This window comes from Pedobacter sp. N36a, assembly GCF_014472395.1.
Taxonomy (GTDB): domain Bacteria; phylum Bacteroidota; class Bacteroidia; order Sphingobacteriales; family Sphingobacteriaceae; genus Pedobacter.
In genome coordinates, this window is sequence record NZ_JACSZW010000006.1 from 399376 (window position 1) to 415198 (window position 15823).

Annotated in this window: 12 protein-coding genes and 1 pseudogene; 7 read left to right on the forward strand and 6 right to left on the reverse strand. The window is 35.8% G+C overall.

Annotated elements, in window-relative coordinates:
* Nucleotides 1-9 precede the first annotated feature (9 nt).
* Nucleotides 10-2556: an SEL1-like repeat protein gene (locus H9X96_RS14575; protein ID WP_187666994.1), complete on the reverse strand. Its 2547-nt coding sequence runs from the start codon at nucleotides 2554-2556 to the stop codon at nucleotides 10-12.
* Nucleotides 2557-3176: 620 nt separating this feature from the next.
* Here H9X96_RS14575 and H9X96_RS14580 point away from each other — a divergent pair.
* From H9X96_RS14580 to H9X96_RS14600, 5 genes are all read left to right on the forward strand, one after another.
* Nucleotides 3177-4403 carry a LuxR C-terminal-related transcriptional regulator gene (locus tag H9X96_RS14580; protein ID WP_187666995.1) on the forward strand — a complete coding sequence of 409 codons (1227 nt, stop codon included), beginning with the start codon at nucleotides 3177-3179 and terminating at the stop codon, nucleotides 4401-4403.
* 433 nt (nucleotides 4404-4836) lie between these two features.
* Nucleotides 4837-5736: a CsgG/HfaB family protein gene (locus tag H9X96_RS14585; protein WP_187666996.1), complete on the forward strand. Its 900-nt coding sequence runs from the start codon at nucleotides 4837-4839 to the stop codon at nucleotides 5734-5736.
* Between the two features lie 27 nt (nucleotides 5737-5763).
* On the forward strand, nucleotides 5764-6252 hold the full coding sequence (locus H9X96_RS14590; RefSeq protein WP_187666997.1) for a hypothetical protein: 489 nt from the start codon (nucleotides 5764-5766) through the stop codon (nucleotides 6250-6252).
* 34 nt (nucleotides 6253-6286) lie between these two features.
* On the forward strand, nucleotides 6287-7153 hold the full coding sequence (locus H9X96_RS14595) for a DUF6175 family protein (protein WP_187666998.1): 867 nt from the start codon (nucleotides 6287-6289) through the stop codon (nucleotides 7151-7153).
* Entirely contained in the window at nucleotides 7116-8066 is a 951-nt protein-coding gene (locus H9X96_RS14600) for a hypothetical protein (protein ID WP_187666999.1), read from the forward strand. The genes H9X96_RS14595 and H9X96_RS14600 overlap by 38 nt, the downstream gene beginning before the upstream one ends.
* 351 nt (nucleotides 8067-8417) lie before the next feature.
* Here the strand turns inward: H9X96_RS14600 and H9X96_RS14605 are convergent, their stop codons facing one another.
* The 3 genes and pseudogenes from H9X96_RS14605 to H9X96_RS23115 form a co-directional block, all read right to left on the reverse strand.
* Complete coding sequence (locus H9X96_RS14605) at nucleotides 8418-9173, reverse strand: DUF2931 family protein (RefSeq protein WP_187667000.1); 756 nt, start codon at nucleotides 9171-9173, stop codon at nucleotides 8418-8420.
* 5 nt (nucleotides 9174-9178) lie between these two features.
* Nucleotides 9179-9487 (reverse strand): hypothetical protein, encoded by a 309-nt coding sequence (locus tag H9X96_RS14610; protein ID WP_187667001.1) that lies wholly within the window; start codon nucleotides 9485-9487, stop codon nucleotides 9179-9181.
* 51 nt (nucleotides 9488-9538) lie between these two features.
* Nucleotides 9539-9709: pseudogene (locus H9X96_RS23115) on the reverse strand (IS3 family transposase); the annotation flags it as partial.
* A 344-nt stretch (nucleotides 9710-10053) separates the two neighbouring features.
* Here H9X96_RS23115 and H9X96_RS14620 point away from each other — a divergent pair.
* Nucleotides 10054-12837: an outer membrane beta-barrel family protein gene (locus H9X96_RS14620; protein ID WP_187667002.1), complete on the forward strand. Its 2784-nt coding sequence runs from the start codon at nucleotides 10054-10056 to the stop codon at nucleotides 12835-12837.
* 14 nt (nucleotides 12838-12851) lie between these two features.
* Nucleotides 12852-13634, forward strand: coding sequence for a GLPGLI family protein (locus H9X96_RS14625; RefSeq protein WP_187667003.1), 783 nt, complete (start codon nucleotides 12852-12854; stop codon nucleotides 13632-13634).
* A gap of 179 nt (nucleotides 13635-13813) precedes the next feature.
* On the opposite strand, the gene H9X96_RS14630 is transcribed toward H9X96_RS14625, so the two are convergent.
* Entirely contained in the window at nucleotides 13814-14551 is a 738-nt protein-coding gene (locus H9X96_RS14630; protein WP_187667004.1) for an SDR family oxidoreductase, read from the reverse strand.
* 73 nt (nucleotides 14552-14624) lie between these two features.
* The gene (locus H9X96_RS14635; RefSeq protein ID WP_187667005.1) at nucleotides 14625-15191 is read right to left on the reverse strand and encodes a Crp/Fnr family transcriptional regulator; all 567 of its coding nucleotides are present in this window, start codon (nucleotides 15189-15191) and stop codon (nucleotides 14625-14627) included.
* Nucleotides 15192-15823 lie beyond the last annotated feature (632 nt).

Genomic DNA, 15823 nt, shown 5'->3' on the forward strand with positions numbered 1-15823 from the left:
TGGGCTCAGTTAAAAACCAAACCAACCTTTCTTCTTTTCTAAGAGTTCTTCAGGTATCTCCAAATCTGCTGCTCTGGCTTCTTTTAGGTGTATTTCTACTTTCTTTTCGTCCTGAAATCCCTTTTCATTTCTATAAATCCTGGCGAGTTCCATGTGTGCGTTGGGATAACCCAGCACTGCGGAAAGCTCAAAGTATTTTATCGCCAGTTCATTGTTTTTAGGGGTTCCCAATCCTTTGCTATTTAAAATAGCGAAGTTGAAGGCGGAAATCTCATTTTCTTCTTCCGCACCTAGTTTATAATACTCCAGGGCCTTTTCGTATTCCGCTTTTAAATCATGGAGGTATCCCAACCAATTGTATCTGGGTTCTCCATGTTTTTCTGCCTGCTGATAATAAATTAATGCTTTTTCCAGGTCATAGGGCAGGAGTTCCTCATCTGAATAAATGTCGCCAAGGTTGTTGTTTGCCAGTGCGGATTGCGCATCTGCAGCTTTATTCAACCAGTAAATGGCCTTTTCAATATCAACATCGCATCCAATCCCATATTTGTAACACATGCCGAGTCCATTCATGGCATCTTCATTAGGAGTTAAAGCATTTTTCTGGTACCAGAAGTAGGCTTTGTCATTATTTTTAAACCCTTGAATGCTGTAGTAGATATGTGCCAGATTGTTCATGGAATAGGAATGACCTTTTTCTGAGGCGATGGTATAGTAGTAAATGGCTATTCCATAATCCTCATCTTCGTAAGCCTGTTCTCCCTTTTCAAATAATAAATAGCTGTCGCTGAGTTCATCGTCGATCTGCTGATCGGTCATTTTTTGACCTTTTCCATAGCTTAAAAGTCTTTTTCTGCTGTCGTATTCAAAGGCGTAAACATAATCATAACTGGCATGCTCTAGTGCCTCCTCTTGATCAGTTGGGCTAATACTATTTTCGGTTACTGTATACACCTGATCGTCTTTGAAAGCATAAGCAAAGCCATTATCTCCAGGTTTTCGGATGATCAGGTCAAATATAAATTCACTGAAGTCCTGACTTTCCGGATTTGCAATCGCCCAGGTTTTATTTTTCTTCAGGGCGAAAATTGGGCCGTTCAGCCAAATGATCTGCTGATAGTTATCCAGAGGAATGAGCCAGGACAGTTGTTCCGGATTTCCATTGAAAATTCCTTTTTGATTTCCTTGCTGGACCAATGCCTGGTCTGTATAATTATAATCGCCATCCAGGGTAATTCCGATGTCCAATATGGAATCGTATTCAAATGGGAGGATAAAATCTTCCGTTTTCCTGCTGATGGCAGCGTGTTTTTTCTCTTTCCTAATCACCAGGAGGTCAGGGAAATTAGTTTCCATACTGAGTTTATCAAATTCGGTCACCAGTAATGAGCCGTCTTTTTTAAAGATGGAGCTGAAATTGACTCCTTTATGTGGTTTTACCAGTAACAAGCCTCCTTGAATGTTTTCTAGGGCCGAAACTGGATATTCGCCCAGGTAATTGAAAAGTTCATTGAAAATCTTTTCATTTTTTTGTCCGGGAATTTTAACGTGGTAGTAACCATAACCCTCCTCAATTTCATTTTCATATGCTAAGGGGATGACAACTTTTCCATCAGCAGTGATGACGCCCCAGAGTCCGTCGGTTGCGTTATAACAGGTTCCATCATTAAGGCTTTTCAGGTCGTCATATATGATTGCTGTGACCTGTTCGCCTTTGGTATTGATCAGACCCATTTTTCCTTGTAATGCCACCACGGCGACTTCCGAATATTCAAAGTCAAAAGCATCATCCCAGATTAAGGGAATTACAATTTTGCCGCTGGTATTCAGGTAGCCATATTTGCCTTTTTTTGAAACGACCGCGAGGTCATGGTGGCTGAAAGTATAAAACTCATCAAACTGCGGACTGAGGATCACCTCGCCTTCCTTATTTTTAAAGCCCCAGAGCTGATTTTCTTCGAATAATTGAAACTCTTCTTCTTCCTCGTACTCCTGATAGATGCAGATCCAGCCATACTCATAGTCTTCATAATTCAAAAGTTTGGAGAAGGTGGTAAAAGCAGGGCTGACATCTTTAAGGTTTTTGTAGTTGAGGAGACTGATGTCGTTTGCGTCCATTGCGGCTGTAATGACCCGATTATTATAGGTAATACTGGCCAGCCATTCGGCTGCCTGCTCTTCATGAGTGATATCATCCATATTGAATATGTCCCACATATCGAGGTGGAAATAAGCACCATCAAGTTGATCAAGGTAATTGAATAGCTTATCCCTGGCTTCTTTAAACTTCTCTAAGTTTTCAATCAGCTTAGGCTGTGCTTCCAGGAAATTATAAAAGCGTTTCAGGTTTTCAATGCCTGGTTGGGCATCATAAAATAAACCGGAATTGTTAAACTCTACGTGATTGTTGTAGCTGTTGCCGGCAATAAACCCACCTTCAATTAATAGAGGCTGGAGCATGAGCGGCATTTCATATTTCCATTCCATCATCATGATGTCGGAGTTTTCAGCAATTGAAGGAGTATCGAGATTGTATAAATAGGCGCGGTGTGACAATTCAGTTGAGGTTAAAGGGTTTCGTTAAGCGTAATAAATTCAGAGCCAATTTTATGCCATTATTGAGCTGCTTATCGTTTCAGGAGCACAAAAATGTATGCCTGGTCGATATTTTAATTTTTTAAACAATTAAAATGAACAGTCAATGTGTATTTAATGATAAAATTGACTTAGTAATTGTTAGTCTGTTCGGGATGGCTGGGCCGATAAGGTATAATTTGGAGCGGGGAGCAGTTTATAAAGGAAAAAGAACTGTAGTTGTGGTTGGGAAGAGACCTGATATTCTTTAGCTGTAGGAGGGGGTTCGGTTAGGGTTTGGATAGCAAAGACTAAGGCAACCCTACGCGAACCCTACGCGAACCCCCTCCGAACCCTATTGTAAGGCCCTTCTCTTCCCGACCAGTATCCGACCACTAACCTGTGTGTCTTATACTCAAATTACATATGGATTTAGGCTAACTCATTGACTGATCGCTTTAACTCTACCGTAGTAAAAATAAATTTTGTGTACGTTTTTCAAGTAGTTTTATTTCTTTTTAGTTAAGTAGTTGTTTTTTCAAATTGTTTTCTATCTTCGCGAATTCACACTAATTTTCTAACTGGTCTTTTTTCTACACCACATGTTTTTACGTTTTTTATTGCTGATTTGTGCAACTGGTATTTTTAATTTTCTAACACCTGCCGTTAGTCAAACCATTAATTATAATAAATTACATGAAGAGATTTCAGTTTTAAATGGCAATAATCAACATGAAAAATCTTTAATAAAGTTAGAATCTATCATAAGCGATCCTACATCTAGTGCCTATGATAAGTACCATGCTTACCTGCAAAAATCCTTAGTTTATAAGCAATTGTATAACTATACAGGTGCTTTGACAAACCTTCAAAATGCCTATCAGGAAGGTCAAAAAACTGAGCATAAGCTAGAAACGGAAACCTGCATATTAATTGAACGAATCTTAATTCACTATGATTTAAAGAACGAGAAGGAGTTACTAGAAAATTTAAAACAAGTAGACGCTAGTCTCCTTCATTATGTAAAAAAAGAAACACTTGCGTTTTACACCTGTGTCCTAGGTCAACTAGAGCTGAAAAAAGATAATGTTGTAGCTGCTGAAAAGTACTTTGATGAAGGTATAAAGCTTTTAGAGAAAGAAAATCCTAAGCATCTGCCGGTATTATACAAAGCCAAAATCCAATTATATAACAAATTAAAAAGTAAGCAAAAGGCTCAAGAAGCTTTTAATAAGGGTTTCAATTACGCAGTTAAATACGGTATAGATTTATATAGAATTATGATGCTTGAAAGCATGATCTTCTATTACGTAGAGAATGATGATTATAAGAATGCCTATGAAGTACAGAAAAAGGTAAGTGAAGAAAGGCGTCAATATGATGCCGCTAATCGTAGCGGAAAATTGGCGCAGCTTGAGAAAGAGTTCTTACAGGATCGCAATTTGGTAGAAAGTAGCAACCAAAAGAAGGTGAGCTTACTTTATGTTTATGTTATCCTCCTGTTGTTTGGGTTGATTATTACTTTGTTTAAGCTGAATAAAGCTAATAAAAGAGGTCGTCTTTCTACTGAAAGAGAATTGGAATTGTTGCATTTCCGTTTGCAAACAGATGCAAGCCCAACTGATACGCATGGCAGCATGCAACCATTAAGAGCTGCAGATACATCTAAATTAACGCCACGTCATTTAAAAATTATTGAACTCGTTCGTGAAGGTAAAACTAATAAAGAAATTGCCGCTGAACTTTTCATCTCCGATAATACTGTAAAGTATCACCTCAAAACTATTTATGACCTCTTAGAGGTGAATAACCGTTCGGCGTTGATGTAATTAAGGGTGGTTTACAAGCCTAAAGGTTTCCCTGTTTGTCACTAAAAAAATAATCAGTATTTTATTTCTCAGGTAAGTTAGCTTTTGTAGGTATTTATAAGGGCCTAGGAAAGCTACATCCGTTAATTTTCAGTTGTTCAGATGCAATTAGTTTGAAGTGAGTTATTTATATCTGGGTAGTATGGTTCGCTACCCATTAGACTACCCTTTTTTACTAGCATAAACTACCTTCAGACTACCATTAAACTACCTTCTACCTGTTTGGATCGCCAGTCTAAATAATTAAACTTTGCAGGATTGATTTACGGGATGATTGTTCTCACATCCTAAGTTATCACAAACGTTATTAATCACAAATTTTCATTACCACTTTTATTAAATCATGATAAAAAAATCATTTTACCTAGCGTCATTATTTTTGTGTAGTTTTTCTGTGAAAGCACAAGAAAAAATCAGTGTCGCATTTATTCCAATGTCCTTTGATGAAGAAATGGTTTCAAAGATGGAAGTCAAAATTATTCAGGAAACCATTATTAATTCATTTGTTTCTTCTAAGAGATTTACTGTTGTAGACCGCAGTAACATGGAGAGCCTAGAGAAAGAGAAAAAGCTACAAAGAACGGAAGCCTTTATGGACAGTAAAGAGTCTTTTAAAGATGGTATAAGCAAAGGTGCCAGCTATATGATTGAGGGTAATATCTTGGGTGTAAAACATACCGAGAAGAAAGACAAATGGAACAGTAATGTGACCATACAGTTAAAAGTGTTGGATGTGTCAACGGGAGAGATCATCACAACAGAAAGTATAAATTCCGAATTAATTACGGAGGCTGACAATTTAAAAGCGATCATCAAAGCGTATTACAATAAGGATGAGATTAAAGTGCTTGAAAACAAAAAAAATCAGTTAAACCAGTCAAAAGATAATTCGGATGCCTCCCTTAAAGCTGCATTGGATCGTTTAAGTGAGAATGTAAGGCTTTTTACAAGTAAAAATTTTCCGATGCGTATTGAGATTGTGGAATGGATTGGTAAAGGGGGGAAATTGCAATCTGCAAAAGGAGACGTTGGGAGTTTCAAAGGCCCGTTTAAGAGTTTTGTCATTGCTGCTGGTTCAAACTTAGGGATCAATAAAGGACAATTGCTGGATATTGTTTCCAAGATTACGGTAAATGTAGGTGGAAAAGCCATCGATAGACAGCAAAAAATTGGCACGGCATGGGTGTTTAGCGTAGATGATGGTAATTTCTCCAGCGTAACAGTAATTGATGGGGAAAAAAACATAAAAAAGGCGGTTGCAGATAAGGTGACGTTTGGAGTATTAACGAAATAATAAATTAACAAATTAATAAATATAAAAATGAGAAAAATTAAACTTTTGGTGCTGTTGGTTATAAGCCTATCTGTGACGTCTAGCTGTTCAAAGAAACTATTGACAAACCCTTATTCGAATTCTTCCGTAGTAGAACATAATGCACAAGGTTTGGTCACTCTGAGAGGAGTTAGCGATGAATTTCCTAACAATAAAAAGGATGAAGGCCATCAAGTGGCACTTAAAAATGCGCATAGGAAAGCTTTGGAACAATTGTTTTATATGGGATTCCCAGGTACAGATTTCAAAAATCCAATGATTCGTAAAGGGAAATCTATTGAAAGTGAAAATAAAGCATTTTTTGATAAGTTTTGGAATGGCGATTATAAACAGTTTATCACCAGTTCAAGTTCAACATTTTATACCTGCTCGGGTAACGAAAAGTGTGTCTCTGCAGTAGTAGAATTTAAATTGAATTACAATGCTTTACGTACGGAATTTGAGCGTAATAAAGTGTTAAATAAAATAGGTTTTTAATATGAAATGTGTTTCGGTTAGTATTATATTTTTTATGGTTTTTGCTTGCTTTATGCCTGATGTTAATGCGCAAATAGCAGCGACCAGAAGTAGTGAGATGGCTAGAGCTGCCGCAAAAATTATGGTGGTACCCTATAATAAACAGGATGAGAATATTCAAACTGTTTTGGATAATAACCCTGCAGTGCGTACTGCTGTATCTAAGGTGAAGGAAGCTTTTGATCAACGGGGCTGGTCTACCGTAGATTTTGTAGCCAATTTGCGTGCTGCACAAGCCAATTCTGCTTTTACGGCTGATAGGCAAGCCAACTTTAAATCCGATTTGTTGAGTGGCTCTGGTGCAGATTTTTATGTGCAGGTAGATGTTCAGAATAATACGGATGATAGCGGTACGAATATTACCTTAAACATAACTGCATTTGAAACGCATACCGGCGCAAGCTTTTCAAACCAATCGGCATCAAGTGGAAGGTTTGCTACAAATGATGTGGAGAAGCTTATTGTTCGTGCATTTGAAAAGATACAAGAAGAGTTTTTGAATAACTTGATGGTAAAAACGGACGAGATCAGAGATATTGGAAGGGCATTGGTGATTCATTTCAATTTGGATGAAAATTGTGCGATAAATTTTGATTCGGAAATTGACGGTGGCCACTTCTTAAACGATGCTATTGAAGAATGGGTTTCTGCTAATGCATTTAGGGGGAGGGCTAATTTAGCAGGTATTGTTGAAAACAAAATGATATTCGATGAAGTTCGTATTCCCTTGTTTGATCAGGAGACAGATAAGCCTTTTAATCCAAACAAATTTGCGTCCGAAATTATCCGGTTCTTAAAAAGTAAAAACTTAAATGCAAGCCGTAATGTTAAAGGTCAGAGCTTGTTTATTACGATTAAGTAAGGGGGCTATGATAAGAATTGTGTTAAGTATGATACTTGTCGTTTTTTCAACCTCAATGACTTTCGCTCAAAATATAAGGGTAAGTTCGATGAGTTACAGTTTTAGTGTCCCCGATGGAGATGCAATGGTTCAGAAAAAACATTACGAATTGTTGGTAGCGCAATTAAAAAAGAACTTCAAGAATAGCGTAAGCTTTTCCAACCAGTCGCCTTTCTATATCGTTCCTAAAATTAATGTGCTAAGTAATATGACGGCTGGAGATATGGGAGATGTTAAGGTGATGAAGTTACAAGTTCAATTTACATTGGAGAACCCTGACCTTCATGTTACGTTTAATACCTTTAGTAAAACCACGAATATTACGGCAGATAATGTAGATGCTGCAATTTTTAAGGTCATTCAGGAAATAAAGCCCAACGATAAGAAAATCAATGAATTTTTACAATCAGGAGAGCAATTGATCAAAGATTTTTACCAAGAAAATTGTGCTAAAATTTTAAAATCTGCTACGGTAAGCATTGATCGAAAAGAGTTTAGTAAAGCATTTTCTCTACTGCGTTATGTTCCAGAGGAATTGGGTTGCTATAAGGAGGTTGAAAAGTTGATTACTTCTATTTATCAGCAACATAAAAATGAATATTGCAGCAATCAGTTGCTCAAAGCAAAATTGGAAGAATCAAAGGAAGGCTATGATAAAGCTTTAGCACAACTTCGCTTTGTGGATCCTGGTGCTGATTGTTATAAGGATGTTTCTACGTTGCTGCAACAGATTGGGACGAAGGTTAATTTGGAAACTATCAGACAGTTTGAAATGGAGAAAATGATTTTTGAAAAGAAAACTGAGATTGAAAAAATGAAAATTCTTGTAACGCATACAGATGAGGTAACAGTACATATTGATCACAAAATTTAGTTAAAATTGACGCCTTCTATATCACGTGCTAAAAACTAAACCTAGTTGCTGTTAGAAAGAAAAGGGAAATAATCATAAGACTATTTCCCTTTATCTAAATTAACGCTCTCCTATGCTGTATGGTCTGGGTATAGTGTGCCCTAGTATTTTCGATACCTAAAGTCAAGTCCATATTTAATCAGTCGATTTTTCAGCCGAAAGATCGTTGTCTGGAGCATTTCTAACATCATGACGGTGGAATGGTGCAGGGATGGCAGGCGAAGAGCATTGGATCATGTGTTTATTGAACGGTTCGGGAGGTCAAAAATAAATTGGAATATTAAAGTAGAAACTTTTTAGACAAGTTCTTTTTTATTTTTTAAAATCAATCAAACCTTTCTTCTGCTGATTTTCCCACAATTCTGTGTTCAATTCTATATAACGCGATGGCGTATCAACATAATTCGCCTTGTCATCAAAGCCCTTATCGTAAACCATTTTTAAGCTATCACTTAAGTTCTCGAAAGCCTGTTTAAAATATTCATCTCTGGTTAAATTTTTCTCATCGTCTAAATCGCTTGCCTTTGGTTCTACTGATTTTAACTTCGCCCTGAGTAACTCTTTTTCTAAAAAAACACCTCTTAGCCAAACAACTACATAGCCATTATTTGCTATTCCTACTACAAAACTTAACCCTTTTTTAAGGCCAGCAAATTGAGAGAGTATCAAAGATTGATTATTTCTATCTGCTGTCTTAAATATGTTTAATATTTCATTTTGCGGCAACTCAAATTTGTGTGAGTAGAATTTTTTATCACGATATGAAAAGTATTTTAAAAAAAACTGGCTGGGTAATCTGGCAGAACTAGCATGGTTCGAGCTTCCATAATCTATTCCCCAGGCAGAGTTGAAATTATTAGTGCTTTCTATGTTTGCACCTTCAAGTTCACCATCTGGTAACAAAAAATAAGCTTCTTTAACATAAATAGGAAAGGTTATAGGAGCAGTTATGGTTATCGAATAATTATACCTTTCGCCACCTTTATAGGCTGTTTTTCTATAGATGGATGCAATTACTAAAATTACCGCCAAAACGATATAATATTTATTAAGCTTATTTAATTTCATGGCTTTTAGTTTTTAAACGCATGACCAAGTTGCCAAGCATACCAAAAAATACCCATAAATATTATGGAAATAACCAATAGAACAATGAACAATATTTTTGCCCAGCGGTAACCTTTGCCTCGATAAGTATAAATGTATCCACCTAATAAAATGGTAGCCGAAAAAGGCAAAATTAAAAGTACAAGTGCCCCATCAAATTCGCCTGATGGTTGGAATGTGGTTGACAAGACCAGCATCAGGATGAAGTTTAACGCAATAAGTGCGATACTTAAATTGCTGTTTTTTTGTTTTTCTACTTCTCCTGAATTATCCATATCTATTTTTTACTGATTCATTTCCTTCAGCACCAAAACTACCAGTCATACCTATGCTAAACAATTGTAACAAGTTTCAATGTATTTGAAAACGATGCGCGCTGCTTGCTCTTTGTCAGTCAACTTGTGCTAATATACACATTCAGCTTTTAGTATCTTGAAGAAACTCTCTGCAACTGCGTTGTCCCAACAATTACCTTTCCTATTCATACTTCTGGTGATCGATGGATATTTTTTCAGCTGCCATCGAAATTCATTGCCTCCACCAAGGGAGCAGTGGCCGAGCTGATTTCAGCAGCAAAAGGTTTTCTAGCGTATGGAAAGGTCAAAAGTCAGAAATTTCCGGCAGGCATAAAATTCAGGGCCGCATTGGGACTTTTTCGCCCCTCCATTGTCATTTAAATAAAACAACTAATTACAGTTAAATTTTTTGTTGAACAGGTATAAATACATGATTGGAAAATATCTTTTTCGTTTCAACTTAGGAATTGATATTTCAAATATGTCAAAAAAATAAATGTAATTTAAATGGAATGTTTTAAATCAAATGGCTGTAAATATTTACTATGAGGAAAATATTGTTATTATTATGCCTCTCGTTATTCTTTTTTATTCATGCACATGGTCAAAATCAGCACTTTGTAAAGGGAAGAATTGTGGATACTGCCTCCACTTCTATTTTAATTGGAACCTCTGTTTCTGTTTTAAGAGCTAAAGACTCTATTCTAGTAAAATTTACCAGAGCTTTAGCAGATGGAACTTTTGAAATTAATAACCTTCAAAAGGGGAAATATATTTTGCTCGTATCCTATCCAAAATATGCAGATTTTGTAGATCACTTCCTATTAGATTCCATTAAACCCAATATTAATTATGGAAAAATTAACTTATCCAGAATGGCTAATATTTTAGCCGATGTAATTATTAAAGGAAATCGCTCTGCAATAAGAATTAAAGGAGATACAACCGAGTTTGATCCTAAGGCCTATCACATCAAACCAAATTCAAAAGTCGAAGATCTTATTAAACAGTTTCCTGGTTTTCAGGTAGATAAGTATGGTAAAATTACCGCACAGGGTAAAACGGTGCGCAAGATATTGGTAGATGGTGAAGAGTTTTTTGGTGATGACCCGACATTGGTGACCAAAAATCTTCGTACTGATATGGTTGAAAAAGTTCAGCTTTATGATAAAGCAAGTGATCAGGCCAGCTTTATTGGTATTGACGACGGCGAAAAAACCAAAACAATAAATATCAAACTAAGGGAAGACAAGAAGCAAGGTTATTTTGGCAACTTGCAAGGTGGCTACGGTACAAAAGATTTTTATCAGGGACAGGGAATGTTTAATAAATTCTTGAGTAAAAGAAAATTTTCAGTCTATGGTATTTTGGGTAATAATGGAACAGTAGGTTTAGGATGGGGTGATCGGGATAAAAATGGAAGTTCTGGTGGAATGGCCATGCTGGATGATGACACGATAGATTTAAGTTCCGGAGCAGGTGGTGATTTTGATTCAAACAGTGGCCAATATAATGGACAAGGTTTACCTATTGCTAGAACCGGAGGCTTACATTTCGATAATAAATGGAACAAGGATAAAGAATTGTTAAACACCAACTATAAAATTGGATCCATTAGGGTAAAAGGCAATAAAAATTCGATAGGTCGGAATAATTTAACCTCAGCTATTCAAAATAATACTTCAGATGAATCTTTCGATAATGACATGTTTAGACAAAAACTAGATGTAACCTATGAATTAAAAATCGACACTACTCTGGGCATGAAAATTAGCGCCGACGGAGCTTTGAAAAAGAGCAAGACCTCAAACAAATATATCACCTCCACTACTGATGGAGATAATAAGTTCTTAAATTCATCAAATAGATCGTTAACTAATACAGCAAATGATCAAAATTTTAACTTGAACGTGTTATTTACAAAAAAACTGAAGAAAAGAGGACGCACACTATCACTAAACATCAATCAATCGATCAATAGAAGCAACAGTGATGGGTATTTAAATTCCTATAATAGGCGCTTAACCACTACTGGCGTAGTGGATAGTCTTACTAATCAATTTAAAGTCAATGACATTGAAAATAATTCTTTCAAACTAAATGTAGCTTATACGGAGCCACTATCAAAAACCTTAACTGTCATTGTGAACTATCGTGTAGGTCTAATTAACGGAAAATCAGATCACCGGTCTTTCAATCAATCTGGCAAGGATAGATACGATATTTTGGATCCTTTGTATAGTAATAATTTTAAGTTAGACCAAACAATCAATCAGGGAGGTGCAATTTTCAATTACAAAAAAGGCAAAACGGTGATTAATTTAGGGTCTAAGTTTAGTGGTATAAATTTTAAACAGGATGATATTTACCTCAAGAAAACCTATGTAAGGAACTTTGTTGATTTTATGCCAGAAGCTTCCTACGAATATAGTTTTTCTCAATTTAAATCGTTGAATATTAGTTATAAAGGTAATACAGATCAACCTTCTCTTGATCAATTACAACCAGTTAGGGTAAATAACGATCCATTTAATGTTACAATTGGAAATCAAGATTTAAGACCATCGTTCAGTAGTAATATTGACGCCAGCTACTCCTCCTACAAAGTTTTAACAAACCAAACGATTTTGTTAAGTGGTTCTTATCGGTTTACTACGAATTCAATTATCAGTGATGTAACGACTGACAACATCGGTAAAAGTACGAGTACATTCATCAACTTCAATGATAAAATGCAGACGAATCTTCAACTATATGGGCAAATAAGCAGAAAAATAAAATTCCTTGACATGGACGTAGGTATGAATATAGATGCAAACGGGACATCTTCCTATAATTTCATCACCAATGACGAAAACAGGACATTAAATAACACTAAAAACTACACTTACGGCAGCGGAGTCAATATCTTAAAATATAAAGAAAAAAAATACAGCTTTAATTTCCGCTTCGGTCCAACATTCAATATGTCCAGAGTAAGTGTCGGAAGACATAGTGATGGATGGGGCTGGAATGGTAATGTCGAAGGAAGTGTTGAATTGCCTGGAAAATTTGAAATATCTACAGATGGGGATTATCAATACAAAGGAAATACACAAGTTCTTACCGAAAGATTTGAGCGTTTTATCTGGAATGCAGCATTAAGCAAGAAATTCTTAAAGTCTGAAAATTTAAAATTTTCTTTAACTGTAAATGATATTCTGAACCAGAATGTCGGATTTAGTCGTACAGCGACCAATACAACCATTAACCAAAGCAGCTATACCACCATTCGTAGGTATTTTATGTTCTCGGTCGTATGGGATTTTAATAAAATGGGAGATCATTAAATAGAAAAATAACCATGAAAACTACACTAAAGTATACTATTTTATTTGCTCTTGTATTATTCAGTAAGCGCATAATCGCACAAAATACACACTTTGTACAAAATGGTGTAATTGAGTTTGAGAAAAGATCAAATATGTATGCTTTGCTTAAGAAGCAAATTTATAACGACCATGAGACTGATATGGATGAAGCTTTTGATCAATATAAAAAGAAAAATTCTCAGTTTAAGATTACTAAAAGTACACTTAGCTTTACTAAAGATAAAAGTTTATATAAATGGCCAACGGTAGAAGAAACGGCAAATGATAATTGGTTAGGCTCAGATGTGCTTGCTGATTTGAAGAATACCATTGCCACAAATTTCAATTCACAAACAAGCACGACACAAAAAAATATTTTTGAGACTACTTTTCTGGTCAAAGATAGTGTAAGGAAAATCAACTGGAAAATTACAGACGAAACCCGCGAGATAGTCGGTTACGAATGCCGCAGGGCAAATGCTATAATCATGGATTCAGTATACGTAGTGGCTTATTATTCTAATCAAATTCCAGTTTCTGGTGGACCTGAATCATTTACCGGATTGCCGGGGATGATTTTAGGTTTAGCCTTACCCCATGAAAACGTAACCTGGTTTGCTACGAAGATTACGGAAGTTACCGTTCTGGAGAAGGATTTACTGTCACCAACAAATGGCAAACCTGTTAATAATAGCGCCCTAAAGATCATTCTAAATTCAGCAATGAAAGATTGGGGAGAAAATAGTCATCTAATGTTTAAGGCTTTTTCGCTTTAGATATACTGGATGTTTAATAATTTCTTTGTTGTCACTATTTGGGAGGCGATAGTGGGATTAATACACAGGTATCCTGGGGTAGTAGCCTAGCTAAAATGAAGTCTGCTATTTAAAGTGAAATAAATAATTGGAATTGATAGTAGGTTAAAGTCTTTTTTTTTGCGCTTATTCTGTGTTTACTACCAAGGAATTTCTCCTGTCTCTGGATTGCTTTCTTCACTAAAAAATTTGCCGGTTGGTCCATTGTGATCAACTAATGCGTACTTAATAATACGTTTGCCAGCCTGTTCAATTTCGCCTCCATTGTGCCCTGTGAAGTCAGTTTTTGTATATCCAGGGCAAACTGAATTTATCTTGAACGCCGTTTCACGTAACTCGTAAGCCAAATGAACCGTGTACATGTTCATCGCCGCCTTTGATGAAGCATAAATTGCATATTTTGCGTAGTCGTATGCAGGCCAGTCTGGGTTGCTTTGTAGCGATAAAGACCCCACACTTGTACTTACATTTATAATTCTTGGTTCAGCCGATTCTTTCAATAATTCGATAAAAGATTGAGTAACACGAACCACACCATATAGATTGACATCAAATACCTGGGCGTAATTCTCTATAGATGTTTCAACAGCATTCTGTGGCACAACTCCGCTGATACCTGCATTGTTTATCAAAATGTCTAATTTTCCCTGTTCTTTTTTAATAATATTTTTCGCAGAAAGAATGGTTTCCGGTTTGGTAACGTCTATTTCAATCGCCTGTATATTTTGAAAGCCATTTTCGCTTAGTTTCTTAACAACAGCTGTTCCATTTTCAATATCTCTGCATCCTAAATAAATGAACAGCCCTTTTTTAGAAAGTTGTTTCGCCGTCTCTAAGCCAATGCCTTTGTTGGCTCCCGTAATTAATACTGATTTCATTTTTATTATTTTAGTTATGAATCAAAAATGCAATGTTTAAAAATGGTATCATTTACCATTTGGTAAAAAAGTACTAGCGGATGTTTTTTCTTATCCTACTTAAGGATTGTTGTGTAATCCCTAAGTATGAGGCAATATAATTCAGTGGAATACGATTGGCGAGTAATGGATAATTTTCCAAAAACTCTAGGTAACGAGTAGTGGCATCTTGCGAGATCACTGGACTTTTTCTCGATTTTTGGTACATGCACTGCTGAACCATCTTATTTTTAATATTGTCCCAACCAACAATAGTACGTGAAAGCTCTTCCCAGTCAGGTTTCGAGAAAACGACAAGTTCACAATCGGTGCAGGCTTGTAGGTATTCTGATGAGGCTGTGTTTGATTCAAAATTGATGTAATCGACTACAAGGCTATTTTTACCAATGAAACAGCGGGTGATTTCCTCGCCTTTATTATTGTAATAACAACCCCGAATAATGCCTTCTAAAATAAATCCTACACGCTTTGGAACCATCTCCGCTTCGGAAAAATACTCTTCCTTTTTTAGTGCTAACTTGGTCATTTTCTTTTCCACAAGATCCGTCTGTTGTTTGTTAAGGCTACCAAAGTGTAGGACATATTCTATTAACTCATTCATAGGAGCAAGATAGACAAAGCAAAATTGAGTAAAATTATCATTTGGTAAATAATGTTGTCACATTCACTTATTAAAAGGCTTTAACAGATAATTAATTTGTTAGACACCTGTTGATATCAATTCCGTAAATAAATATCATAATTCTCTTATCTTTTGATAAGAGGCCGGCTTACGAGATAATCGAATCCATTTTTTCGTTTTTGATGATGAGTTTCGATAATATGAATACTTTTAAATTATACACTTTTTAGGTCTTTTTTCATAAGTCTATGAAAAATTGATCGTAGCAGGTTCTATACGTTTTTTGCTAAATCGGTGATTAAACCTAAATCAGATAAGAAATGGTTCGAGAAATGCCCAGTTGGCGCCTGATTGTTTGGCCATATTTATTTCACAAAAATTACTAACTGAAAAATTAAAATCGGATAAAAAAAACTGCTTTATTTCAATATTGTTTAAGGTTTCTAATTCTGTACTCACCGAATTACTCACCATTTTTATATATGTTTTAGCTGCAAATCCTTTTTGCTGAAATAAGAAAAATGCTGGTATCTATGCGCATAAATTCGCTTTATTTTTGTAACCAATTTTAAAAGGAAAGTATTGCCTTTAATGTTAAAGAGTGTTAACTT

Coding starts and splice junctions, on each gene's coding strand:
- H9X96_RS14600 (WP_187666999.1), top strand. CDS start 7,116: ATGTTAAAGGTCAGAGCTTGTTTATTACGATTAAGTAAGGGGGCTATG.
- H9X96_RS14580 (WP_187666995.1), top strand. CDS start 3,177: ATGTTTTTACGTTTTTTATTGCTGATTTGTGCAACTGGTATTTTTAAT.
- H9X96_RS14610 (WP_187667001.1), bottom strand. CDS start 9,487: ATGGATAATTCAGGAGAAGTAGAAAAACAAAAAAACAGCAATTTAAGT.
- H9X96_RS14630 (WP_187667004.1), bottom strand. CDS start 14,551: ATGAAATCAGTATTAATTACGGGAGCCAACAAAGGCATTGGCTTAGAG.
- H9X96_RS14635 (WP_187667005.1), bottom strand. CDS start 15,191: ATGAATGAGTTAATAGAATATGTCCTACACTTTGGTAGCCTTAACAAA.
- H9X96_RS14620 (WP_187667002.1), top strand. CDS start 10,054: ATGAGGAAAATATTGTTATTATTATGCCTCTCGTTATTCTTTTTTATT.
- H9X96_RS14605 (WP_187667000.1), bottom strand. CDS start 9,173: ATGAAATTAAATAAGCTTAATAAATATTATATCGTTTTGGCGGTAATT.
- H9X96_RS14595 (WP_187666998.1), top strand. CDS start 6,287: ATGGTTTTTGCTTGCTTTATGCCTGATGTTAATGCGCAAATAGCAGCG.
- H9X96_RS14590 (WP_187666997.1), top strand. CDS start 5,764: ATGAGAAAAATTAAACTTTTGGTGCTGTTGGTTATAAGCCTATCTGTG.
- H9X96_RS14625 (WP_187667003.1), top strand. CDS start 12,852: ATGAAAACTACACTAAAGTATACTATTTTATTTGCTCTTGTATTATTC.